Source organism: Brevibacillus fortis (genome assembly GCF_003013395.1).
Classification (GTDB): Bacteria; Bacillota; Bacilli; order Brevibacillales; family Brevibacillaceae; genus Brevibacillus; species Brevibacillus fortis.
On record NZ_PXZM01000024.1, the window covers coordinates 81,306 to 104,127 of the forward strand.

General features: G+C 48.0%; 23 protein-coding genes and 1 riboswitch. Of the genes, 17 read left to right on the top strand and 6 right to left on the bottom strand.

All coding sequences use genetic code 11. The annotated features are described in order from the left end of the window. Positions 1-3: 3 nt before the first annotated feature. The 3 genes from C7R93_RS16450 to C7R93_RS16460 are packed head-to-tail and all read right to left on the bottom strand — an operon-like array spanning position 4 to position 3,263. Entirely contained in the window at positions 4-942 is a 939-nt protein-coding gene (locus C7R93_RS16450; protein ID WP_106839824.1) for an AAA family ATPase, read from the bottom strand. 48 nt (positions 943-990) lie between these two features. Further along, positions 991-2,217, bottom strand: coding sequence for an MFS transporter (locus tag C7R93_RS16455; RefSeq protein ID WP_106839825.1), 1,227 nt, complete (start codon positions 2,215-2,217; stop codon positions 991-993). Beyond that, positions 2,214-3,263, bottom strand: a complete 1,050-nt coding sequence (locus C7R93_RS16460; protein ID WP_106839826.1) for an ArsR/SmtB family transcription factor — start codon at positions 3,261-3,263, stop codon at positions 2,214-2,216. The genes C7R93_RS16455 and C7R93_RS16460 overlap by 4 nt, the downstream gene beginning before the upstream one ends. A gap of 275 nt (positions 3,264-3,538) precedes the next feature. Here C7R93_RS16460 and C7R93_RS16465 point away from each other — a divergent pair, with 275 nt between their 5' ends. The 11 genes from C7R93_RS16465 to C7R93_RS16515 all read left to right on the top strand — a co-directional run bounded on the left by C7R93_RS16465 (position 3,539) and on the right by C7R93_RS16515 (position 12,924). Next, positions 3,539-5,092: a sensor histidine kinase gene (locus C7R93_RS16465; RefSeq protein ID WP_106839827.1), complete on the top strand. Its 1,554-nt coding sequence runs from the start codon at positions 3,539-3,541 to the stop codon at positions 5,090-5,092. Continuing rightward, the gene (locus C7R93_RS16470; protein ID WP_106839828.1) at positions 5,085-5,708 is read left to right on the top strand and encodes a response regulator; all 624 of its coding nucleotides are present in this window, start codon (positions 5,085-5,087) and stop codon (positions 5,706-5,708) included. Before C7R93_RS16465 ends, C7R93_RS16470 begins: the two co-directional genes overlap by 8 nt. 60 nt (positions 5,709-5,768) lie before the next feature. After that, a complete protein-coding gene (locus C7R93_RS16475) occupies positions 5,769-6,911 on the top strand; it encodes an HD-GYP domain-containing protein (protein ID WP_158264028.1) in 1,143 nt (380 codons plus the stop codon). Positions 6,912-7,006: 95 nt separating this feature from the next. Beyond that, a complete protein-coding gene (locus C7R93_RS16480; protein ID WP_106839830.1) occupies positions 7,007-7,204 on the top strand; it encodes a hypothetical protein in 198 nt (65 codons plus the stop codon). A 168-nt stretch (positions 7,205-7,372) separates the two neighbouring features. Next, a complete protein-coding gene (locus C7R93_RS16485; protein WP_106839831.1) occupies positions 7,373-7,906 on the top strand; it encodes a signal peptidase I in 534 nt (177 codons plus the stop codon). Between the two features lie 24 nt (positions 7,907-7,930). Continuing rightward, a complete protein-coding gene (locus C7R93_RS16490; RefSeq protein ID WP_106839832.1) occupies positions 7,931-9,271 on the top strand; it encodes a TasA family protein in 1,341 nt (446 codons plus the stop codon). Continuing rightward, positions 9,264-9,902, top strand: coding sequence for a hypothetical protein (locus C7R93_RS16495; protein ID WP_146142430.1), 639 nt, complete (start codon positions 9,264-9,266; stop codon positions 9,900-9,902). Before C7R93_RS16490 ends, C7R93_RS16495 begins: the two co-directional genes overlap by 8 nt. Before the next feature lie 12 nt (positions 9,903-9,914). Then, positions 9,915-10,736 (top strand): hypothetical protein, encoded by an 822-nt coding sequence (locus tag C7R93_RS16500; RefSeq protein ID WP_106839834.1) that lies wholly within the window; start codon positions 9,915-9,917, stop codon positions 10,734-10,736. Positions 10,737-10,916: 180 nt separating this feature from the next. Beyond that, positions 10,917-11,441 (top strand): signal peptidase I, encoded by a 525-nt coding sequence (locus tag C7R93_RS16505; protein WP_158264029.1) that lies wholly within the window; start codon positions 10,917-10,919, stop codon positions 11,439-11,441. Positions 11,442-11,691: 250 nt separating this feature from the next. After that, the gene (locus tag C7R93_RS16510) at positions 11,692-12,264 is read left to right on the top strand and encodes a TasA family protein (RefSeq protein WP_106839836.1); all 573 of its coding nucleotides are present in this window, start codon (positions 11,692-11,694) and stop codon (positions 12,262-12,264) included. Between the two features lie 72 nt (positions 12,265-12,336). After that, entirely contained in the window at positions 12,337-12,924 is a 588-nt protein-coding gene (locus C7R93_RS16515) for a TasA family protein (RefSeq protein ID WP_244191566.1), read from the top strand. A gap of 73 nt (positions 12,925-12,997) precedes the next feature. On the opposite strand, the gene C7R93_RS16520 is transcribed toward C7R93_RS16515, so the two are convergent. After that, on the bottom strand, positions 12,998-14,302 hold the full coding sequence (locus tag C7R93_RS16520) for a homocysteine synthase (RefSeq protein ID WP_106839837.1): 1,305 nt from the start codon (positions 14,300-14,302) through the stop codon (positions 12,998-13,000). Positions 14,303-14,392: 90 nt separating this feature from the next. Next, a riboswitch (SAM riboswitch) is annotated at positions 14,393-14,499 on the bottom strand. Positions 14,500-14,812: 313 nt separating this feature from the next. On the opposite strand from C7R93_RS16520, the gene C7R93_RS16525 reads away from it, so the two are divergent. Then, positions 14,813-15,124 (top strand): rhodanese-like domain-containing protein, encoded by a 312-nt coding sequence (locus C7R93_RS16525; RefSeq protein ID WP_017247247.1) that lies wholly within the window; start codon positions 14,813-14,815, stop codon positions 15,122-15,124. Positions 15,125-15,206: 82 nt separating this feature from the next. Beyond that, positions 15,207-15,833 carry an SCO family protein gene (locus tag C7R93_RS16530; protein WP_244191567.1) on the top strand — a complete coding sequence of 209 codons (627 nt, stop codon included), beginning with the start codon at positions 15,207-15,209 and terminating at the stop codon, positions 15,831-15,833. Here the strand turns inward: C7R93_RS16530 and C7R93_RS16535 are convergent. Continuing rightward, on the bottom strand, positions 15,830-16,168 hold the full coding sequence (locus C7R93_RS16535) for a YqzG/YhdC family protein (protein ID WP_106839839.1): 339 nt from the start codon (positions 16,166-16,168) through the stop codon (positions 15,830-15,832). The genes C7R93_RS16530 and C7R93_RS16535 overlap by 4 nt on opposite strands. 103 nt (positions 16,169-16,271) lie before the next feature. Between C7R93_RS16535 and C7R93_RS16540 the strand changes: the two genes are divergently transcribed. From C7R93_RS16540 to C7R93_RS16555, 4 genes are all read left to right on the top strand, one after another. Continuing rightward, entirely contained in the window at positions 16,272-17,042 is a 771-nt protein-coding gene (locus C7R93_RS16540; protein WP_106839840.1) for a hypothetical protein, read from the top strand. A 98-nt stretch (positions 17,043-17,140) separates the two neighbouring features. After that, entirely contained in the window at positions 17,141-18,811 is a 1,671-nt protein-coding gene (gene rnjA / locus C7R93_RS16545) for a ribonuclease J1 (protein ID WP_106839841.1), read from the top strand. Positions 18,812-18,900: 89 nt separating this feature from the next. Continuing rightward, a complete protein-coding gene (locus tag C7R93_RS16550; RefSeq protein ID WP_106839842.1) occupies positions 18,901-19,329 on the top strand; it encodes a BrxA/BrxB family bacilliredoxin in 429 nt (142 codons plus the stop codon). 1,249 nt (positions 19,330-20,578) lie between these two features. Then, positions 20,579-21,280 carry an SDR family oxidoreductase gene (locus tag C7R93_RS16555; protein WP_106839843.1) on the top strand — a complete coding sequence of 234 codons (702 nt, stop codon included), beginning with the start codon at positions 20,579-20,581 and terminating at the stop codon, positions 21,278-21,280. A gap of 79 nt (positions 21,281-21,359) precedes the next feature. On the opposite strand, the gene C7R93_RS16560 is transcribed toward C7R93_RS16555, so the two are convergent. After that, positions 21,360-22,610, bottom strand: coding sequence for an MFS transporter (locus C7R93_RS16560; protein ID WP_167402476.1), 1,251 nt, complete (start codon positions 22,608-22,610; stop codon positions 21,360-21,362). Positions 22,611-22,822 lie beyond the last annotated feature (212 nt).

The window sequence follows — 22,822 nt, forward strand, 5'->3', positions numbered from 1 at the left end:
GCGCTACACGCTTTCTTCGACGGGAGCGGGGACGCTAGTCAAGATTTGCTCCACGACTTCCTGCTCTGTCACATGCAGCTCTGCTTCCATGGAGAGGCGAATGCGGTGAGCGGCGAGACTCGGGAACACCACTTTTACATCATCTGGCAAGACATATGTACGACCAGAAACGAATGCATAAGCCTGAGCGGATCGCAACAGGGCGAGCATCGCGCGCGGACTAATACCCACCTCAATCGAGCGATGCTGGCGAGTCGCTTCCGTCAGGTCGATGACATAGTCTTCTACCGGTTGGCTGACATGAACGGTCGTGACCTCGCGTTGCAGAGCCACAATTTGCTCGAAAGTGATGACCGGCTCGACGGCCTCTAATGGGGAGCCGCTGCGGAATCTCCGCAAAATTTCTTTGGCATCCTCTCTCGTACCGTAGCCAAGAGATAATTTGAAAAGGAAGCGATCCAATTGAGCTTCCGGCAGCGGATAGGTGCCTTCTGATTCAATCGGATTTTGGGTAGCAATGACCAGCATAGTGGAAGGAAGCGGCAAGGTGACGCCTTCGATCGTAACCTGGCGTTCCTCCATGCATTCCAGCAAGCCGGATTGCGTTCGGGGAGTGGCCCGGTTTATTTCATCTGCGAGTAAGACATCCGCAAAAACAGGTCCCTTGCGCAGTTCGAATTCATTTGTTTTTTGATTGAACACGTGTAGACCGACGACATCAGATGGCAGTAAATCCGCGGTAAATTGCAGGCGGTTGTAAGAGCCGCCAATCGCTTGCGCCAATGTTTTGGCAAGCACGGTTTTTCCCATTCCGGGCAAGTCCTCCAGCAATACGTGACCACGGGCGAGCAAGGCCGTTACCAATAGACGAATCTGGCCTTCTTTTCCCACAATGACGCTGCTGACAGCATGCTGAAGGTTATCCAATGTCGGATGAGTCATGAAAATTCTCCTTTTCCCATTCAAAATTTAGGAGTCATACGGTTCTCATTATATATGGAATATCCTGTTATTTACAAATTTTCGAAATAATATTCCCAGCAGCGCGGCGACGACGATGAAGGCACCTACGGAAATGTAAAGAGGGCGAATTCCTACCTGATCGCTCAGTTGTCCACCGAGCCAAATACCGACGGGCATTGTCGCACGCACGATGAGCAGTCGGACAGAAAGTACACGCCCCATTAGCTCGGAAGGAACGTGAAGCTGATATAGACTTGTGCTGTGTACCTGGAAAAAGGGAGCAAACAGACCAGCCAGTAGTTCGATGGTAATCGCGAGCCATAAGTCATGGGTAAAGCCTATCGCAACAAAGCTTAAGCCGCCTAGTACAAGTGATCCCAACATGATCAGGGGCTGCTCGAAGCTTTTTCCGAAGCGTGGCACGAGCAAGGAGCCGAAGAAATATCCCAGCGGATAGCCAGCTAAAAACAAGCCTACATGAAACGAGGTTCCTTGCAGCTCGCCGACTACAAAAGGCAGGTTTAGTACGAGCGTGACTCCGACAGCAAATTGGACGAGAGCGGAGTACAAGCCAAGCCAGAGCAGAAGAGGCTTCTGCCAAAAAATCAAGAGGCCAGCCTTAAACATGACGAACCACGATTGCTTCTTGTGGGCAGGATCCTCTGGGGTGAATGGACAAAGAACCAGAAAGAAACCGCTGAGCGTATAGCTGATCGCGACCAATGCGAGTACCGATTCACCGCCGATACCAGCCACGAGAATCCCGCCCAAAGGAGGACCTGTAATCAAGGCAATTCGCAGGACACTATCCAAATAGGCGTTGGCTTGGAGGAGCTGCTCTCTTTTGACAAGAGCAGGGAGGAGCGACTGACTGGCTGGCACATACAGAGGTTGAACGAGACCGTTGATCAAGGCCGTGAAATACAGTGGCCAGAGTGATTCGGTCCCGGAAGTAATGACTGCAAAGGACAAACAAAACGCAGCAGCCCTCATCCATTGAGAAAAAATCATGACACGCTTCTTGTCAAATCGGTCGATGTACGGTCCGGCTACCAACTGAATGGCGAGCGACGGCAAGAAGTACAGCAGCCACATTTGTCCGACGGCAGCTTGTGAGCCTGTTGCCTGATAGATTAACCAGCTATTGGCGAGGGTACCGAGTGAGGCGCCGAGTTCTGAAATGAGCTGACCGAAAAGAATCCAACGATAGGAACGCTGCTGCCAGACAGAGGCTTGTACCACCGTCTGGTTCATGAGGTGCTCCTGTCCAGAAATTCATCCCACACCAGGGGGAGCTTGTCCAGCGTATGACGGCGGAGTCTGTAACGGGAGCCTGTTGTTTCCACGAGATGGGCAGAACGCAGCATGGACAGATGATGGTGTACTGTCGATTTCGCCATGGAGAGTTGATCTGTTAGTTCTTGCAGGCTCAGATCCTTTTCCGCCAACATTTTGACCATGCGCAGCCTATGCTCATCTCCGAGTGCTTTTAAGGCTTGTACCAGTGAAGGGGGTGGCTGATAAGGATCTACAGCATCGTGCAAATTTTCGTCAGCAACAGGGTAATAAAAAATTTTCGTCCCATCGGCATCAGCCTGTACGGTCCACGGGCGATAGATCGCTTGTGGGATCAGCAGTACGCGTGTCACGGCAGGCTCTGGGAGATAGCTCGATCCCGTCGCATACTCCACCAAGGCTTCCGGGCTGAGTTTTCCTAGCTTGGCTTGCTTTTGCGACCAATCCCGTTCTAGCATGCGAGCGATCACGTCCTCTTGCGGCTTGATGTGAGAGGTATACCAGCCTTCCATCAATCTGAGAATATGACTCCGCAGCTCTTCTGCATCAACGGAAGTAATATGTCCGATGTACGATTCAAAAAAGAGGTGCGCGCGGCACGCTTCCTGCAAAACGGCACAATCATCCTTGCTTCCTCGTGCAGCATTCCGCCGTGCTTCTTGCATATTTTCACCCAGATAAGGGAGAGCCTCGTATCGCAGCTGTTCTGTTGAGAGCTCGCTGACATACGAGAGAAATGAATCTAGATCAGTAAAAGGGCAAAGATCGAGAAGTTGCAAAAGCGTCTTCCACGTATTGTGCTCCTTCGCATAGTCGACCTCTTGCCGTACAGAAGGCACTAGCTCGTCCAACAGCTGACGCCAATAGGCAGGGGGGTGTTCCATCGTGTGGTGCAATTGATCGTAGGTAGCGGCGGCGATTCCCAAGGCCGCTTCGAATAAAGGAGAATACGAGATCTCCACCCGATACGTTGTCCGTTCACTTCCAATGTTCAAAACTTTCACGTCTATGCACTCTCCCAAAATTTTCTTGAATGATAGTATTATAAAAATTTCGAATGTAAAGTTCAATTATTTTCGAATATAATTTCAGATAAGGACCTTCAAGACTATCTTCCTACCATTGTTTCGATGTGTTACGAGGGTGTAGGTCTATCTGGCTAAAAAGTTAATTTTCTATTCGACATTTTTCATATATTGTATTATTTCGCTCACTTACGGTACGATAGATATGTATTTTTTTAGATTTGTTAGGACAATAGGATTGGAGCCTAACTCGAATGAATCGACTACTATATGAGTTCCGCCTTGTCATTTACCTCTTCCAATGGGTCTTGCTATTGGCTTTTTTCTTTTTTTACATGAAGGCACCGAATTGGGATTACCGTGTGTTTACCTTGTTTCTCATGGTTACTTCCGTCTATGCGGTCATTCTCGCCTATGCCATTCCGAAGAAGCTATGGTTTTTGCTTGGACTCATCGACATGGCTATTGCCATATTTTTTATCGTCCAGACGGGTAAATGGGACAGTCCTTTTATGCTCTTCGCCTACACGACGCTGCTTTGGCTCATGCTTATCCTGCGGTTAGAGCAGCTTCTTCTCATTGTTGGATTGTTCGTTATCGTCATCTCCCTTCTCCCAGAATTCATCGACTTCACCATGATCCTCTCTCAAACCAGACTCAACCAACTTCGTTTGCTGCTAGACATCACCATTTGGATCAGTGTTTTATTTTGGGCTCGGGCCGTTTTACGGCTGATGAGATATCTCTACGCCAAGTCCTATCAAGTCTATCTGTTCCTCGTAAAAGTCGGATCTGTACCTGCCAGCCATCTATGTTCCGTGACGGAGCACATGATACGCAAGGTGTTCCATGCACAGCAAGCATACCTATGCTTGTACCATGAGCATGATGCTGAGGGGAATTGGAAGCGCGAGTTTTTTCTCCATACCTTGCTCGATGCCGGAGCAGACAAGTGGAGACGCTTTTCTGTACAGACACTCAATGACTATACGGGCAAAGAGGACACGTATGCATGTATTCCACTTCAACTGGATGGAGAAGCGTGGGGTTGCTTGATTTACTCGATTAACCCTAAGCGAGGTTTTTACCGGTTAGATCGGATTTTGTTGCTTTTTATATCTGCTGTCATTTGTCAGCATGGGAAACAAAATCGGGCCCGCTATGAACTGGCGCAATCTCTGCATAACGACATGCGCCGAAAGCTAGCGCAGGACATGCATGACGGCCTTGCGCAGCAGTTGTTTTTTCTATCTGCCCAGCTGTTCCAGCTAAAGCGTGCTATCCCGGAGGAAATCAGAGAAACGTTAGCAGAACGATTGGGACAGATCGAAGAACGGATCAAGTGGTGTCATCAAGAAGTCAGACATACGATTACCCATTTGCGTCAATTCCGGGAGTCGGAGCAAATTGCAGAAGCGATCGAGCAACTACTCAAACGAATGACGGCTGGTACAGATCTGCAAATTCGCTTTTCCGCCAAAGGGCATGTGATCGAGGAGGAGCTAATAGTTCTCGATGCGATCTATCGGATGGTGGAAGAAGCTACGGCAAATGCGATCAAGCATGCTCGCGCCCAGAATTTGTCGGTCAGTGTGGAGGCTTCCTCTGTGCAAGTAAAAGTACGTGTGAAAGACGACGGGATCGGATTTTTACCGGAAGAGAAAGAAGGAACGAATACGTACGGAGTCATCGGGATGAAGGAGCGAATCAATGAAGTAGGGGGAACGCTGCACATTCGCTCCAAGCCCCAAGAAGGAACCGAGGTCACGGCGATCATACCGAGAAGAGGAGTGGAGATGTTTGGATAAAGCGAGATTGTTATTGGTGGATGATCATCGGATTGTACGCGAGGGTCTCAAGATGATTTTGGACAGCTCTCCCCGGTATACAGTGATCGATGAGGCGAGCGATGGCGATGAGCTGGTCACGAAGGCACTCGCGCTTAAGCCTGATTTGATCGTTTCCGATCTGAAAATGCCTGGGGCGTCCGTTATTGACAGCTGCAAAATGCTAAAGGAGCAGCTCCCCGATATCAAGCTGCTAATTTTGACGGCATATGACGAGAGTGAGGACGTTTTCCGTGCATTGGAATCGAATATAGACGGCTACATCATGAAGGATACGGTGCCTGAACAAATCTTGCATACCATGGACATGGTCATGATGGGCTACTCTTGCTTTCAGTCCAAGCTCCAGCGAAAAAAGAAGGACGAAAACGAGATCGCCTTCACAGAGCGGGAGCAGGAAATCTTCCAATTGATCGTAGAGAATCTGAGCAATCAAGAAATCGCCGGGCAGCTCTACATTTCGGAAGCGACAGTGAAGACGCATGTCAGCAGCATTTTACGAAAAACGGGACAGCCGAACCGCTCCCAAGCCGTGTTGTATGCGTTGAAAAAGGGACTTGTCAAAGTTCCGCGTTAACAGATGACTTACCCGCATTCCTAGAAAACAGTGAAGAGGGGGTTGTCTATGAGGCTCCGAATGAAGAACCGAAACTACTCCACAACTTTGGCAAATGGGATGTTCTACTGGATCTCGATCCTCGTCAGCCTGACTTCTTTCATGGCATTCTTGTTACATGTATTAGGAATGATGGCATCGGAGTGGAACGCACAAGTTGGACTGGCGGCCTGCGCTGCGGTAAGTTGGACCGTATATGTGCTGCACAAACGTTACGTGATTGCGGATCTTTACTCGAATCATATTTCCGCCTTTTTGGGAATGGCCTTGCTGCTATTCTTATGCTTGTATAATCCGCATCAGTTCATGGGCATATGGTTTGTTTTTTTGCTCTATCCGATTTTCCTTAGCTTCTTTCTTGATCGATTGCTTCTGGTCGTTTGGGGAGCGATCAGCTACTTCATTTTTACGTTTTCCCTTGGCTATGAAAACGAAGAGACCATCACCTTGAACATTTTCTTTTCGCTCATCTTGGCAGGAGGAAGTGCGCTATGTGCCTGGGCGGGACACCTTACCATGAAAAAGGTGGCGGGGGAGTCCAGGCTATCGGCAGAGGCGTACAATCGGGAGGCGGCTATTACGCTGCTGAATACGCTCGTGCCGATCGTTGAGAGGAAGACACAGACGAGCAGCAAAGAAATTGAACAAATGAGCCGTTTGATGAAACGGATGCTGCTCGAATTCCCGCAAGAACAAGTACAAGACTGGGAAATCAAGCTCCTCTCCCTTCTGCATTACGTCAGTCGGATCAAGTTTCCCGACTATGTATTCGAGACAGGGGAGAAGCTGACGACGTTTGAATTCCAAATCATTCAGGAGCATTGCATGTTCGGGATTGAGATGTTTCGGAATGACCCGGCCTTTACCCGCGTGGTGCTTGCCTTGCAGGATCATCATGAGAAATACGACGGGTCAGGATATCCGAACAAGCTAAAAGGCGAAGATATCCGCTTGCTGGCGCAAATACTGGGAATTGTGGAAAGCTTCCTGGCTATGACAGCGCCGCGAGCCTATCGAGAAACGGCGAGCCTGGAAGAGGCGTTTGAAGAGATTTGCGGGATGGCAGGTACGGCCTATGACGAAAAAGTAGTACGTGCGTTTACCCGTGCTGTACAGATTCATTCCCCTACCCGGGTATCAAATGTACCGCCGATGGTCGGGTAATCTTTCAGACTGACGGCTACTCACAACCAATCTGATTTCCGATGGGCATGTGCCTCTCCTCTTGGGAAAATAGGAGAGAGGGGAGGAACGTGACCATGGTGCAGAAAGAATGTCTGGTCTGTAAAAAAATCTCGTACAGTAGTGGGGACTCGTATTCATGGTTTTGCCCGTATTGTGGAACCGATCTTACGAGGCAAAAGGCGATCCCTGCCCAGCACGATGTTGATTTCATTCCTTCACAAGGCACGTATCACTTCCTCTTGCGTGATGGAAAACTAGATACCAACTGTTAGCGCAAACTGCCCACGCGGCAGTTTTTTTGTTTTCCCTCCTCCTTCAGTATGAGATCCGGTCATTCCGAACGCTAAAAATGTTCCACCTTTTGAGTGTGCACAGTCCTTCCGGTGGTGGAAGATGAAGCCAGCACAATCCACGTACAATGAGACAAAGAGGTGAGCGGTGTGGGAAGAATCTGGGTGAAGCGTACAGGCATCGTGTTACTGGCCTTTTTTATGATCATCAATCTCTTTTTATTCACGAGCAGCCGCCTGAACGCTGATGGGATTCCGGGAATCGGCAATTGGAAGGTGCTCTCTGTTTTGACAGGGAGTATGGAGCCAGCGATTAACACCGGGGACATGGTCATCGTGAAGCGCTATGAGAGTACCGTCCCGCAAACGGGTGATATTGTTACGTACTGGAAGGACGATCAATCTCGTTCTTTAATTACCCACCGTGTGATACAGCGACTGGAAAACGGCTATCTCCAAACGAAAGGGGATGCCAATCAAGAGGCAGATGGCGGCTGGACGGATCCGAACAGACTGATTGGCAAGGTCATCTTCACGATTCCGTTTGCTGCTACGTTGCAGCAGGTTATCAAACAGCCTTTGGTCATGCTACTGATTCTCGCAGGTTTTGTCATTTACCTCGTTTCCTCCAAAAGACGAGCGATGAACCAGCCTGGCAACAGCCAAGAACCGATTCAAACCTGAACGAACGTGGAGGGGGAGACAAGCATGAAAAGCATGAAGTGGGAACAAGTGAAAAATTGGCCGTGGAAACGAATTTTGGTGGGGACAGCATTCATTAGCTCCATTGCTGCCAGCACCAGTTTTGGTACATATGCTTACTTTACGAGTCAGGAACAGAGCAATGCGACTTTTGCTGCTGGCAAACTGCAAATCAGCTTGGGAGAGAGTATGGCGAAGTTCCAAGCGGCGGATGACCAACCGTTTTTACCAGGTGTCCGAATGGAAAAGACATTGCGTGTCGAGAATGAAAGCGATGTGCCAGTGAAGTACGCCCTGTTGGCAGAAAAAGCAACCGGTGATGATGTTGTCTACAATCAGCTCGTGGCGGAGATTCGCAGAGGCAGTGATGGTGAATTGCTGTACCATGGCCGAATCAGCACGCTGACACAAGCGAATGTCGTCATTCCTGAGTTGGAAAAGGGCGGACGGGATGAATTGAATTATACGGTGTATCTCCCAGAGAGCACAGGAAATGAAGTTCAGGAAAAATCAGCAGAAGTCAATTTCGGATTCCTCGCAACCCAGCAAGAAAATGGGGATTACTTCGCGCAAGGCGGGCCCGTCATGACATTTACGCCTGCTGATTTGAGCGGCTCGGCACTACTTTCGACGATGCAGCTAGCCAAACGAGTGGAAAAGGAAGAAAGTGCGAAGGACGCAGACAGTGTGGGACAAAAACGAATGACCTTTATTTTGGCGGAAGGTTCTTATGATTTGAGCGGCTTGGATTTGCCGAAAAATATTACGTGGAAAGCAGCCCCTGGGCAAGAAGGGAAAGTCGTCATCAACGCAAACGAGCTGGAAGTAAGCCATGCGTCTTTTGAGGGAATCCGCTTTGATGGCAGTGGTACAGGCATCCTGGTCGGTTCCAATGTCAGCTTCCGCAATTGTACATTTGACGGCGGATTGGATGTAGCGATCCGGACCCAATCAGGTGGCGAGAAGGCGGAAGCTCAAACAGAGACCGACTCTCAAACAGAAACAGGCAACTACTTGGAAGGCTTGACGGTAAAAGACAGCGTCTTTGAGGGTCCAGCGCAGGCGATTGTCCTCGATCAGGCAATCCGGGCGGTACTTTTGGCTAACAACACCTTCAATGGCGGGGACCATGCAGTGGTGATCGAAAACACAGAAGCAACACAAGTCCAAATCGTGAATAACGATTTTACGAAAGTGAACAAGTACGCGGTTGAAAGCAACGGAGTCCGGGTAGGTGATGGCATTGACGGATTTAAGGAGATCGCGCAAGAAGGCAACACAACACCGAAGCTGGCTCTCCATCTGCAGAAAGCGGACATGTACCTCGAAAACAACAAGTATGAGTAGGACGAAAACGCGGACGAACAGGAAAGCTCTGCGTGATCAGGTGATCGGCTGTGTTTTTTTGATGGGAGTGACCTTTTCGTTGTGGGGCCCGCCTGCTACGACCTATAGCTGGATGTGGGAAGAAGCCAAGGACGCTGGACATGAGTTTGCCGTCGGATTGCTCGATATCTCGGATAGTCGCTTTGCCGATGAGTGGCAGGTAGTGAGTGGTGGCAATCAGGTAGTTGATTTGTCCCGGATGATTCCTGGTGACGCTCGGAAAATAAAGGCGACCCTTTCCAATGGAGCCAGTGATCTTGATTTCATTTACAAGATCGTTGCGAAAGTAAAGGATGCCGGAGTGCCAGGCTCTGCTCAAAAGCTGGAAGAGGTATTGCGGATCAAGATCGAACAAGACAAGGATGTCATTTACGAAGGCTTGGTGCGCGATTTGCATCAGGGCGCGCCCGGCATGATTCGTTCCGACAGCACAGAAGAATTCATGCATGCAGATGAAGCGGATAAGTCCTTCTTTCTTACGATTTATCTGCCAGAAGAAGGTGTCGACCACAGTTTTCAGTCTTTGAGCGCGCAACTGGAGCTACGTTTTTTAGCGAAGCAGGCGACGGCTGATTCGATTTTTGCGGAATAAGGGGATGGGATCTTGAAAAAACTGGCGATCGGGCTGGTGACAGTCACTTTTGTGCTGAACATCGCTCACCTGGATACAACCTTCTCATTTTTGACCAGCGAAAAAAAGCAGCAGTCGCCGATCACGACTGGAACCAATGAAGATGTTTTCGTGACCGACACGGAGCAGATTGTTCTGAAAACAGAGGTCATCAAGCAAACGAAGGTTACCAGGAAGAAAAATGCGGATGGCACTACTTCGGAGTCTTCGCAGAGCAGATTGATTATTCATGAAGGCGTCCAACGGATTTCGTTTATACCTAAGCGAGAGCATCTGACATTGGGCGTGGAAAATATAACCGTAACCGGTTTTTTAGAAGGAGAAGTTACAGTAGAAGTGGTCGAGGCAATGGATGATGAAAAAGGAATCGTGTTTCGCATCGGTCATAACCGCCATATGGTCGGACGAGAATCGAAAACGGAAAAAGGAGAGCTGCAAATAACGGACCTCGGTGGTTTCTACACGCACAAAATCCCGTTGACGCTGCGCACAGCGTATAAGAGCAAATCGGATGTGAGCGAAGTGACCGAGCCGGGTCAACCGAGTCAGCCGGGAACTCCTGATACGCCTGCTCCTGGAGGAGGCTCATCGGAACCGTCTCCTCCACCGCCAACAGATAACGGCACCCCTACCGCTCCACCGACGGAGCCAAGCGGTCCGGCACCGCCTACTCCAGAGGAACCGGGGGATGACGCACCTCCACCGGATCAACCGTCTGCTGACAACCCTTCCTTGCCAGACAATGACGAGGAAGAAGCGGGTGGCGATTCGCAGCTTGTGGATTTGGCTAAGTGACGGTACCCGCCAAAATACCCCATACTTGCCCAGCGATTTTAAGTCGCTGGGTCTTTTTAGTAGGAGGCGTCAACTCATACTTCAGGATGAGCTGGTTCCAACCTGATGATGGAAGTTCACAGGAAGGAAATTCCGTACAATTAGATCAATGAACGGAAACGGAAAGTGAGGAATGGATGCGTGGTCATTCTCAAAAAATGCTTGTCCTATGCAACGACTCTTTTTCTTGTGCTTATCATCGCTCTCTCTGGTTTTTTGTTTGCGAGCAAAATGAACGGTGGAAAGACGACCTTGTTTGGCAGCGAGATCATGGTCGTACTGAGTGGATCGATGGCACCTACTTTTGATACGGGAAGCATCGTCGCAGTGAAGCCAGTCAACTTTGGAGACATCAAACAAGGCGACATCGTCACGTTTAAAAATGAGGACGACTTAACGATTACTCACCGAGTCGTCGAGGTCACCGGCCAAGGGTTGATTACGAGAGGGGATGCCAACAACGGGAATGACACCATGCCAGTCACACAAGATCGACTGATTGGGCAAGTAGAGTTTTATGTGCCGCTTCTCGGTTATTTGATAGAATTCATCCGTTCCAAAGTAGGGATGCTCGTATTTTTAGGGGTTCCGGGAATCTATTTAATTGTGAGTCAAGTCATGAAGCTATTTAAGATGATGAAAGAAGCAGGAGCGCAGACGAGCTGATTTTAGTTTCAACGACCGCCATGGTTTTTGCCTTGGCGGTTTTTTTCTGTCTGGATGTTTCTCTCTCATACTCAAGTATGAGGGCAAGTAGCGGAGCAGTTGTAGAGCGAGTTCATCCGTCTCCTCCTCCTTTTTTCACCCTGATGCAGGAAGTTGGAACGCGGCGAAATCAGTAAGATTGGAAGTGTAAGGCACACCACATACGGGGTGCCACAAACGAAAAGCAATCATTTCATAGGAGGAATTATACATGAACTTGAAAAAGCAATTCGCATTAACATTGGCTTCCGTAGGTTTGGGTGCAGCACTGATTGGAGGCGGAACGTTTGCTTACTTCAGCGATCAAGAGAAAGTAGAAAACACATTTGCAGCAGGCACTCTGGATCTCGCAGTGAACCCAGAAGTAGTATTTGACCTTAAAAACATGAAGCCAGGTGACAAAGCAAAGAGATCTTACAAGCTCACGAACAACGGAACTCTGGCGATCCAAAACGTGTTCTTGACCAGTGATTACACCATTACAGATGCAAAAGGAAACAACGCTGAAGATCTGGGCAAGCATTTGCGTGTGAATTTTATCTATAACGTAGATAACAAGGACGTTATTGTTTATTCGGACACATTGTCTGAAATGAAAGCAAAACAAGGTGTAGCTCGTCCAGACCTGTTAGCTGGCCACACACTGAATGCAAAAGATATCAATGATATCCGTGTGGAGATCGAGTTTGTAGAAAACAACAAAGACCAAAACCAGTTCCAAGGCGATGGGGTTAAATTGAAATGGACCTTTGATGCTACACAAACCAAAGGAAAAGAACTCTAATCAAGCTGAAATAACGATTCAAAACGAAGGTGGGAGCTACCCACCTTCGTTTTACAAATGAGGAGATGACCTATGAAAAAGTGGAAAAGTCAGTTCATGCTAGCCCTCGCAGCAGTGGGCGTAGGTAGCGCCTTGGTAGGAGGAGCGACTTTTGCTTACTTTAGCGACCAAGAAGTGGTCAACAATACATTTGCTGCTGGAACCCTCGATTTATCCGTGAACAAGCAAGTGGTGTATGATGTGAAAAACATCAAGCCGGGAGATTACATGGTTCGATACTTTACCATAAAGAACTCTGGAACATTGGATATCGAAAAAGTGCTGATGCATTCCAAATACACCGTGAGTGATGCAAAGGGTGACAACGGTACAGAAGACTTCGGCGACCATCTGTACGTGGAGTTTTTAACGAGCGATGGACAAGTGATTTTGTTGAACGAATCTTTGGGGGAGCTGCAACGGAAAACAAGCAACGGCCAGTCACCTGACATCTCGACCCTGTACACGAGCTTGAAAAAGCTCCCAGTGGGTGATGAAGATACGATCGCAATGAAAGTCATCTTTAAAGAGAATGGCCAAGATCAAAATAAATTCCAAGGGGACACCCTCAGTCTGACTTGGAATCTGGAAGCGTTCCAAGGCAAGGGAACCGAACTGTAACTATAATAGAAAGAAAGAAGCACGTAACTCTGTAAGAGAGCTACGTGCTTCTGTTTTTATCATAGATACCCCATTACCCGACCGTAGATAATTGCAACGCACGCTGCAGTGCTTGCTCCAGATCAGAGATGATATCGTCGATCGATTCTGTGCCGACTGAGAGGCGAATAAGTCCCGGGGTCACTCCGGCTGCTGCCTGCTCTTCTTCCGTCATCTGCTGATGTGTTGTGCTAGCTGGATGAATGATGAGTGACTTAGAGTCTCCGACATTTGCGAGGTGGGAGAACAGCTTCACTGACTCGATCAATGTTTTTCCTGCCTCAATGCCACCGCGAATTCCAAACGTCAGGATTGCGCCAGCACCTTTTGGCAAATATTTTTGTGCCAATTCTTGCTGGGAGTCTGACTCTAGTCCCGGATAACTCACCCACTCTACGGCAGAGTGATTGGCGAGGAACTGGGCTACTGCCAAGGCGTTCTGGCTATGCCGCTCGATACGCAGATGCAAGGTTTCCAGGCCTTGGAGGAACAAGAAGGAGTTGATCGGGGCGACAGCCGCTCCGATATCGCGCTGGAGCTGGACGCGCGCCTTGATAATATAGGCAAGCGGACCGACTGCTTCAGTATAGACGACGCCATGGTAGCTTGGGTCTGGTGTAGTCAGGCCTGGGAATTTTCCGTTGTTCCAGTCGAATTTTCCAGAGTCTACGATGATACCGCCAATTGCCGTTCCGTGACCGCCGATGAATTTGGTGGTGGAGTGCACGATAATATCGGCCCCGTGCTCAAAAGGACGGCACAAAATCGGAGTTGCGAAGGTGTTGTCCACGATTAGAGGCACGCCATTTTCGTGGGCAATATTGGCGATGGCCTCGATATCCGCGACATCAATACGCGGATTGCCGATCGTCTCGCAAAACACGGCTTTTGTCTTTTCATTGATATAGGCGCGGAAATTTTCCGGATTGGATTGATCAGCAAAATGAACTTTAATACCGAGGCGGGGAAGAGTGTGGGCGAACAGGTTGTAGGTACCGCCGTAGAGGCTGCTGGAAGCGACAATCTCGTCTCCTGCATGCGCAATATTTAAGATGGCGAACGTAATGGCAGCTTGCCCGGATGCAGTCGCGAGTGCACCAACGCCACCTTCGAGCAGAGCAACACGCTTTTCAAACACATCCTGCGTCGGATTCATGATGCGTGTATAGATGTTCCCAAACTCTTTTAAACCAAACAGATTCGCTGCATGCTCTGTATCTCGGAAAACGTAGGAGGTCGTCTGATAGATCGGAACAGCACGTGAGCCTGTTACAGGGTCAACCTCCTGTCCACCGTGTACAGCAAGTGTTTCTGGCTTCCATTGTTGTTGATCGGACATGTTCATCTCTCCTTTTTCTATGGGAAATCGGAAAATAAAAAACGGAGCATTCTCCTGAGAAGAAGAAGGCTCCGATCATGCACGGGCTTGTGTTCATCTCTCAGAATCACTGGATTCTGCAGGAATTAGCACCATGCAGCTAATCTGCTGGTTGCCGGGTTTCGTAGGGCCTGTCCCTCCACCGCTCTCGATGAGAAAAAGTTGTTGTCGTAATTGTATGAAAATATACCCTCGCTGTCAATGTATAATAGACAGTTATCAGGGAGGTTTTTGTGTATATATGTATGAAAGCTCTTCACTCACGCCATTAATTTGTAACGGTTTTGTCTCAAGCTGTTCACATCCCGTGTGGCTACTACCACAGCGAAATAGGCGATAATGGTAGAAAATAGGGAGCAAGGTCTCATGGATGAAGCCAGATGCTCTTCGCGTTAGAAAAGTAAAAAAGCGTGTGATATCATGGAGGTGGTTACAACTGATCTGATCGTACATATAGGAGGATAAATAGCGATGAGCCATGGAGTAAAGGAAATGACACCACAAGAGCTGTTGGAAAAGCTGGAAGCCAAAGAGGAACTGCAAGTCATTGATGTACGTGAGGTCGATGAGTGGAATGCAGGTCATATCAAAGAGGCAAAGCTGATCCCACTCGGCTTTTTGCCGCATCGTATCGATGAGCTGGATAAGAACATTCCGATTGTGATGGTTTGCCGTAGTGGTGCCAGAAGCCATAATGCTACAGCGTATTTGAGTGAACAAGGGTATGACGTGGCGAATATGGTTGGCGGCATGCTCGCATGGCCAGGTGAAGTAGAACAGTAAGAAGTTTATAGAAACAGTGTGAATGCCTCCAGCGTGTAATCAGGAGGCATCTCGCATGGGACAAGTAGGGAGGAAGCAACCTATGAGTGAAGGAACACAATTGCAGCAGGAATCTGCGATGAAGAAACATTGGTTTCCAGTGTTAGCTGGTATTATCCTTTTGGCTATCGTCGGAGTATTTGGTTATAAGTACATGACAGAAGAGAAAATCGAGGTGTTGAAGCCCATCGCGGACTTCACCTTAGACAACAGTGACGGAACAACCTATACGTTTAATGCAAGTGCTGGCAAGGTACGACTGGTGGAGTTTATGTTTACCAACTGTCCGGATATTTGTCCGGCGACCACGTACAACATGGCCAAGCTGCAGGATCAGTTGAAGGAAAAGGGATTGTTCGGAGATAAAGTCGAGTTTGTTTCCATTACCTTTGACCCTGATAACGATACGCCGGAAGTCTTGCAGGAGTACGCAGCCAAATTCAAGGCAGATCAGAGTGGCTGGAAGTTCCTGCGCGGGGACGCTCAGGCTGTAGAGAAAGTGACGAAGGATTTTGGTATGATGGTCATTAAGCAGCCAGATGGTTCTTATGCCCATACGGCTCGCATGTTCCTTGTTGATGGAGATGGAAACATGCGCCGCGCGTACGGGATGGCAGCTGACATGGACATGGAAGTCATGATGAAAGAGATGGAACAGCTCGCTGACTAACGGGTATCCTCATAGGAGATATTTACGACTTCTTCTGTCTGATTTACGAATTCAATATGAACGAGTAACGCCCACCTGCGATTGCCCTCTTGAAGCAAGAGCTTAAACGTCTCTTCCGACGTGGTGGGCGTTTTTTGTTTTCGTCCGACGTGCAGGTAGTCCACAATTTGAGCGTTTGGATATCGCTTCATCGTTTCTTGCATCGCGAGCCTGCCCCATTTTGCATAGGGAGGCTGGGCATAGGTAGAGAGCGGCTGAAACAGGAGCAGTAAAAGTACGGTGGAGAGAAGGGGCATCATGTTCCGAAAGCGAAATAGGCGGTGAGCGGTTTGCACCTGCTTATCCTCTCCTTTTCGAAATGGTTTGCCATGTATTTTGAAGACTTTTCGGAATATCATTCGTAGAAAATAATGACAATGAAGTGCCGGGAGGTATTCGATGCATTACTTGCTTATCCCCTTATTTGGCGTTCCCGTTCTGTTGGGCGTTCTGGCGGTGATTTTTCAAAAGCCTCCGTTTTGGAAAAAATGGGGACTAACAATTGCTTCAGCTGTATTGATTTACGGAGGCTGCTTCGCCGCGAATGTACATTGGCAAATGAAGTATGGCATTCCGGTGTTACCCACAGAGGCTGACTTGGAGGTATTTTTATACTTTTGTATCTTCCTGGTGTTTGTTTGTATCCTCATGTATATTGGCTTTTTGATCACGATGAGAAAACAGTTCTGGAAGATGAACCTCGTTTTTCTATGCACAGCCGTTGGGTTGTTTAGCTTTTTTGCTGCTGCCTTTTTAGGCATGGGGCCCTTTTTGAAGAAAGCGGAGTACATTACAGTCGTACAAAAAGCAAAAGACCAGTGGAAATTGGCGAAGATGGACAATGAGAAGCCCATTGATATCGCCATTGTATACAGCAGGCAAGACTGTACCAAAAATTGTGCCGGGTATCCGTATACAAGTCTGATTCTGGTAGGGAATCAATCAGATAAACCGTTGGAGATCGATTTGAAACTGCGATTGCAAAACAAAAGCGGCTCCGTATTAAAGGAAATCGAGGCAGTACCACTAAAGCTCTCTTCAGGAGAAATTACGGAGGTATGGACGGACGACTCCTATGCGAAGCACGACTTTTGGGCAAGGGCAAGTGTCGTTACTAATGATCGAGTTACCGATTTGGAGTATCAGTATTCGATTATTGACCGAAGATGAATGTGTGGAATAGACAAGACTGGGTGAAACGAACGTCATACGTTGTGATATAATAAGAATGGCATGCTTGGTTCGGGTTCCCATAATCATGCACGACGATGTTAGGAGGAAAGAGATTGAGCGACGTTAAGATTTTCGCGATGGGCGGCCTCGGCGAGATCGGAAAAAATATGTACTGCGTCGAGTATGAGGACGAAATCATCATTATTGACTGTGGGGTAAAGTTCCCCGAGAATGAAATGTTTGGTATTGATCTGGTTATCCCGGATATTTCTTATCTGAAGGACAACCAGCATAAGATAAAAGCACTTTTGTTGACGCACGGACATGAGGATCACATCGGAGCGATTCCTTATATTTTACGGCAAATCAAGGTGCCGATTTACGGTGGTCGTCTGACCCTGGGCTTGGTTAAGGCGAAGCTGGAAGAGCACCGTTTGCAAAATGAAGTGAAGCTGATTCCAATTTCGGAAGATACGGAAATTCCTTTTGCCAAGCTGAAGGCGACATTCTTCCGTACGAACCACAGTATTCCGGATTCCCTGGGAATTGTGCTCTATACACCAGAGGGAATGGTCATTCACACGGGTGACTTCAAGTTTGACATGACACCAGTCGGACAAACAACGGAGTACGGAAAAATTGCACGCATTGGTGCGAGCGGGGACGTCTTGGCGCTTTTGTCCGACAGTACGAACAGTGAGCGTCCTGGATTTACGATGTCGGAGAGAACGGTAGGGGAAGGGATTCTCGATGTGGTACGCAAAGCGCGTGGACGTATCATCCTGGCTACCTTTGCTTCCAACGTGCATCGCCTGCAACAAGTGGTAGACGCTGCCGAGCAATGCAATCGCAAAGTGGCGGTTATTGGTCGCAGTATGGAAAAGGTTTTCTTGATTGGACAAGAGCTGGGCTACATCCAAATGCCAGAGGGCATGTTGATTGATATTAAGCACATTGACAATTACGCGGACAACCAAGTGCTAATTATTTGCACGGGTAGTCAAGGTGAGCCGATGGCAGCGTTGACCCGGATTGCTTCCGGATCGCACCGTACTGTTTCCATTTATCCAGAAGATACGGTTATCATTTCCGCATCCCCGATTCCTGGGAACACGATCAACGTCAGTCGCACGATAGACAAGCTGTACCGTGCAGGTGCCAACGTGGTATTGAGTCATGCGTTTGACATCCACGCATCTGGACATGGCAGCAGTGAAGAATTGAAGCTCATGCTCAACTTCATTCGTCCGAAATATTTCATCCCGATTCACGGGGAATACCGGATGCTCAAGACTCACTCCAAGCTGGCGCAACAGGTTGGGATCGAGGAGAGCAATATCTTTATTATGGACAACGGCGAAGTACTGAACTGCAACCGCGAAAAAGCGTGGCTCAGCAAAGTACAAGCAGGGATTGTCCTCATTGATGGCAGTGGTATCGGTGATGTGGGCAATATCGTCCTGCGCGATCGTAAGCATTTAGCTGAGGATGGCTTGATGGTCGTGGTTGTCAGCCTCGATATGAAGAACTTCAAAATTTTGACGGGCCCAGATATTGTGAGCCGGGGCTTCGTTTACGTACGCGGTTCGGAATCCTTGATTCAGGAAGCGACACAGCTGGTTCGTGGGCGTCTTCAGGAAGCATTGGATAAGAAAATCAAGGAATGGTCTGAGCTGAAGTCACAGATCAATGAAGTGATCAAGCCGTTCATTTACGAAAAAACAGGCCGAAATCCAATGATCCTTACCATTTTGATGGAAGTGTAGCTGGTCACCACTTCTGCTTTCTCGGATAGGCGCAATCGGGTTATAATAATAAGTAAGATGAACACGTGATATAAAGGAGAGGTTGCCCAATGATGTCTTATGAAGCATATATGAGCCAAGTAATTCAACCGATGCGCGATGAGTTGACTCGCAACGGTTTTCAAGAGCTCCGCACTGCTGAAGAAGTAGAACAAGCACTGCCAAACGCAAAAGGCTTGTCACTTGTCGTAGTAAACTCCGTTTGTGGCTGCGCGGCAGGACTCGCTCGTCCAGCAGTTGTACATTCCTTGAATCACGCTACAAAGCCTGATAACATCTTCACTGTATTCGCAGGTCAAGACAAGGAAGCAACTGCAAAAGCACGTGAGTATTTCGAAGGCTATGCACCGTCTTCCCCATCCTTCGCGATCATGAAGGACGGCAAAATCATGACGATGGTCGAGCGTCATCAGATCGAGAACAATGAACTGGCAACAATCGCAGGCCTGTTGACCAACGCTTACGACACTTACAAATAAGAAAGCACGAACCTCACAAGGCGCTCGGTAACGGGCGTCTTTTTTTACAGACTTGGTGTTACTAATCGTTTGAAATGTGGCTGTAGGGGAGAGAAGAATATTTCCAGACTAGGCTCCAGGCTCCGTCCTTCAGGAAGCCCGGACTGTCCGCTCCGAAGTGATTTGCGGGGAAACGCAAAAGTGGTAGCCGCTTCGTTGTATGGGCACGTTGCGTTTCTATTTCCCGCTAATCACTTCTCCGCTAGGTGGGACTCCACAAGTCGCTACGTCTGGAAATATTCTTCTCTTGCGTTACTGATGACATCCTTACATTCTTTTAAGGCTTTAAAAAAACGATTAACACTAAAAGCTCGTAGAGGAAACAGGAGAAATAAGCGAAGATCTTAGGGCCACCGACCGAGACGCAATGCAAAAAGCGAAACACGCCTTTAAGCGGCCACCTCTGAAATGCATCCTGAAACGACCACTTTGGACGCGGTTTCGCTTTTTGCATGGAGTCGTGCAGTCAATCCCTCAGGGGGTGGCCCTAGAAGCTGAGCGTTTTCTCCTGTTTCCTCCCCAGCACTAAAGCAACGACTTGAGTTTTCTAGTTATGTGACTACGGTGGGGAGAAGAATATTTCCAGTCTAGGCTCCAGGCTCCGTCCTACTGGGGGTTAAAACTGCCCGCTCCGAAGGGATTCGCGGGGAAACGCAAAAGGGGTAGCCGCTTCGTAGCACGGGCACGTTGCGTTTCTGTTGCCCGCTAATCCCTTCTCCGCTAGGTGGGACTCCACAAGTCGCTACGCCTGGAAATATTCTTCTTTGTCGTAACTGAATAAATTCTTCCATCTTTTAAGGCATTAAAAAATCGGATAACACGAAAAGCTCGCAGAGGAAACAGGAGAAAACAGCGAAGATCTTAGGGACACCTACAGAGACGCAATGCAAAAAGCGAAACACGCCTTTAAGCGGCCACCTCTGAAATGCATCCTGAAACGACCACTTTGGACGCGGTTTCGCTTTTTGCATGGAGTCGTGCAGTCAATCCTCTAGGGGGTGGCCCTAGAAGCTGAGCGTTTTCTCCTGTTTCCTCCCCAGCACTACAGCAGCGACTTAAGGTTTCTAGTTATGTGGCTCCGAAGTGATTCGCGGAAAATATTCTTCTCTGTAGTGAAAAAGGGTTACCTTTTCTGATTTATTGGGATTGATTTCCTTTTATTATTATACTAAAATGTTTAATAAGTATAATAACGGAGGAGGAAGAGAGAATGAGCAAGCTGGTAGTGATTACAGGCGTGACACGTGGTTTGGGTAGGGCGATGGTCGAGCGCTTTCACGAAGCAGGCTGGACGGTTGCAGGATGCGGTCGTTCGGAGAAAGAGGTGCAAGGGCTGCGTCAGCAATTCGGGGAACAGCATTATTTCTCTGTCGTCGACGTTTCGGTGATGGAGCAGGTGGAAAAGTGGGCCGAGGAAGTCAGAGCCGAGGTAGGAGTTCCCGATCTGCTAATTAACAATGCCTCCATTATCAACCGGAACAGTCCTGTCATGAATCTTGATGCAAGTGAGTTTTCGAGAGTAATGGACATCAATGTGAATGGTGTTTTCTATGTGATTCGTGCCTTTTTACCGTCTATGGTTCAGCGCGCAAATGGCGGAGTCGTTGTAAATATTAGCTCGTACTGGGGAAGACATGGGGAAGCGTTTTTATCGCCGTACTGCGCATCGAAGTTCGCCATCGAAGGATTGACGCAATCATTGGCAGCAGAATTACCGGAGGGAATGGCAGCAGTGGCGCTTGATCCAGGAGGCAGTATCGATACTTCCATGCTCCAATCATGCTCGCCAGAAGATGTGGACACTGCACCGAATCCGGTAGAATGGAGCCATGTGGCGGTACCGTACATTATCGGACTTGGTCGGCAAGACAACGGAAAGTCGCTCACCTGCCCACCTGTTAGGATCAACTGAATCACTTTTCACAGGCTGTCGGGGATATCCCGGCAGCTTTTTTGTATGAAAAAAATCTCCCGTATAAGGGAGACCTTGTTCATGGAGACTCATTTAATGTAGGCTTTCCAGCTTGTATTAATACCTTATTTTTCCCTAATAACATAGCCAGTATTAAAATGAATAGCCCCGTTGCAACAAGAAGCCACTCAATTTTAACAACATCTGCGATCGGTCCAAAAATAAGCATACCCATTGGCATCATCGAAGTGGAAATCATGCCAAACACACCAAATATTCTTCCCAAATAGTTTTCATCCACTTTCTCTTGAACCAAGACCATTGTGGGGGTATTGAAAATGGGCATAGCGACTCCAAATAGAGCCATGAAAACCAGATAAATCCAAAAGTTCGGAATGATACCAAGGGCGAATGTGCAGGCACCCATGATAAAACTCGCGAATGTCATGGTATGCACTCTGTTTGTAAAGCCTCCCCACGAGGCAATAATTCCTCCGCCAGCCATCATCCCGACTGAAAAAGCAATTTCGATTGCTGTTAATCGCCAAACCTCGTCACCGAAGCTGCGTGTAACCTGCAGTGGCGTCAAAAATGCAGCAGGTGCCATCAAGATAAAGAAGAAGGCGAAGAATAAAAAGAATTTCTTCAGAAAATCATTGTTGTTAATGTAAGTTAATCCTTCTTTAAAATCGCTGAAATAGCTTGTTTTTTGTATTTCCGAAGCCTTCTCGTGTAGAGGAATCTTAAGGAAGATGAGCAATGTAGCAATGGCAAGCATTGCAGTTATGACATCGATAAAGAAAATCATTTCAATGGTAGACATGGTAAGTAATGCAGCGCTCACCATTGGAGATACGAACATAATCACAGCATGCAAGCTTCCGTTTATTCCATTCACTCTCGTCAGTTGGTCGCTTGGTACAATTTGCGGCAAAATAGCTCCGACAGCAGGGGTTTGAATGCCTGCTCCGACTGCACGAATAGCAGCCATGAGAAAGAGCAACCAAGTCGCATTGTATCCCATTAAAAAGACGACCGCGAGTATAAGCGTGGCAAAGGCAATCATTGCATCCGCATAAATGATCAGCAATTTTCGATTGTAGCGGTCTGCCCAAACTCCCGCAACAGGGGATAACAGAAAAGTAGGGATGAAGCCGCAAATGATATATAACGTCATCATGATACCCGATTGCGTATTCAGCGTTATATACCACATCATCGCATATTGAACGAAAGATGATCCAAAAAGTGAAATCGCCTGACTGCTTAGAAAGAGAATAATGTTCTTTTTCCAATGTGGTTTTGGCGCTACTTGATCGTTTGCTTCCATCACTTATGTTTGCCCTCTCTTTCTCTCGTTCTCGAAAGACATTCCTATATTAGCATATGACTGTTTGTAGTGATTTCTTCTGGATTGCTATTTAGGCTACCCGACTGCCGCAAATAACTCTCAGGTAATACAAACCTCCACTTTCTCGTTCGACTTTTTAACTTACATAAAATTTATTAAAAAAAGTTGCGATCTTTTTCCACCATTTTCCG

What these genes read in the sequence shown, in the direction of transcription:
- C7R93_RS16450 (WP_106839824.1), bottom strand. Translation starts at nt 942, where the DNA reads ATGACTCATCCGACATTGGATAACCTTCAGCATGCTGTCAGCAGCGTC.
- C7R93_RS16455 (WP_106839825.1), bottom strand. Translation starts at nt 2,217, where the DNA reads ATGAACCAGACGGTGGTACAAGCCTCTGTCTGGCAGCAGCGTTCCTAT.
- C7R93_RS16465 (WP_106839827.1), top strand. Translation starts at nt 3,539, where the DNA reads ATGAATCGACTACTATATGAGTTCCGCCTTGTCATTTACCTCTTCCAA.
- C7R93_RS16475 (WP_158264028.1), top strand. Translation starts at nt 5,769, where the DNA reads ATGAAGAACCGAAACTACTCCACAACTTTGGCAAATGGGATGTTCTAC.
- C7R93_RS16480 (WP_106839830.1), top strand. Translation starts at nt 7,007, where the DNA reads ATGGTGCAGAAAGAATGTCTGGTCTGTAAAAAAATCTCGTACAGTAGT.
- C7R93_RS16490 (WP_106839832.1), top strand. Translation starts at nt 7,931, where the DNA reads ATGAAAAGCATGAAGTGGGAACAAGTGAAAAATTGGCCGTGGAAACGA.
- C7R93_RS16495 (WP_146142430.1), top strand. Translation starts at nt 9,264, where the DNA reads ATGAGTAGGACGAAAACGCGGACGAACAGGAAAGCTCTGCGTGATCAG.
- C7R93_RS16510 (WP_106839836.1), top strand. Translation starts at nt 11,692, where the DNA reads ATGAACTTGAAAAAGCAATTCGCATTAACATTGGCTTCCGTAGGTTTG.
- C7R93_RS16515 (WP_244191566.1), top strand. Translation starts at nt 12,337, where the DNA reads ATGAAAAAGTGGAAAAGTCAGTTCATGCTAGCCCTCGCAGCAGTGGGC.
- C7R93_RS16520 (WP_106839837.1), bottom strand. Translation starts at nt 14,302, where the DNA reads ATGTCCGATCAACAACAATGGAAGCCAGAAACACTTGCTGTACACGGT.
- C7R93_RS16525 (WP_017247247.1), top strand. Translation starts at nt 14,813, where the DNA reads ATGAGCCATGGAGTAAAGGAAATGACACCACAAGAGCTGTTGGAAAAG.
- C7R93_RS16530 (WP_244191567.1), top strand. Translation starts at nt 15,207, where the DNA reads ATGAGTGAAGGAACACAATTGCAGCAGGAATCTGCGATGAAGAAACAT.
- C7R93_RS16540 (WP_106839840.1), top strand. Translation starts at nt 16,272, where the DNA reads ATGCATTACTTGCTTATCCCCTTATTTGGCGTTCCCGTTCTGTTGGGC.
- rnjA (WP_106839841.1), top strand. Translation starts at nt 17,141, where the DNA reads ATGTTAGGAGGAAAGAGATTGAGCGACGTTAAGATTTTCGCGATGGGC.
- C7R93_RS16550 (WP_106839842.1), top strand. Translation starts at nt 18,901, where the DNA reads ATGATGTCTTATGAAGCATATATGAGCCAAGTAATTCAACCGATGCGC.
- C7R93_RS16555 (WP_106839843.1), top strand. Translation starts at nt 20,579, where the DNA reads ATGAGCAAGCTGGTAGTGATTACAGGCGTGACACGTGGTTTGGGTAGG.
- C7R93_RS16560 (WP_167402476.1), bottom strand. Translation starts at nt 22,610, where the DNA reads ATGGAAGCAAACGATCAAGTAGCGCCAAAACCACATTGGAAAAAGAAC.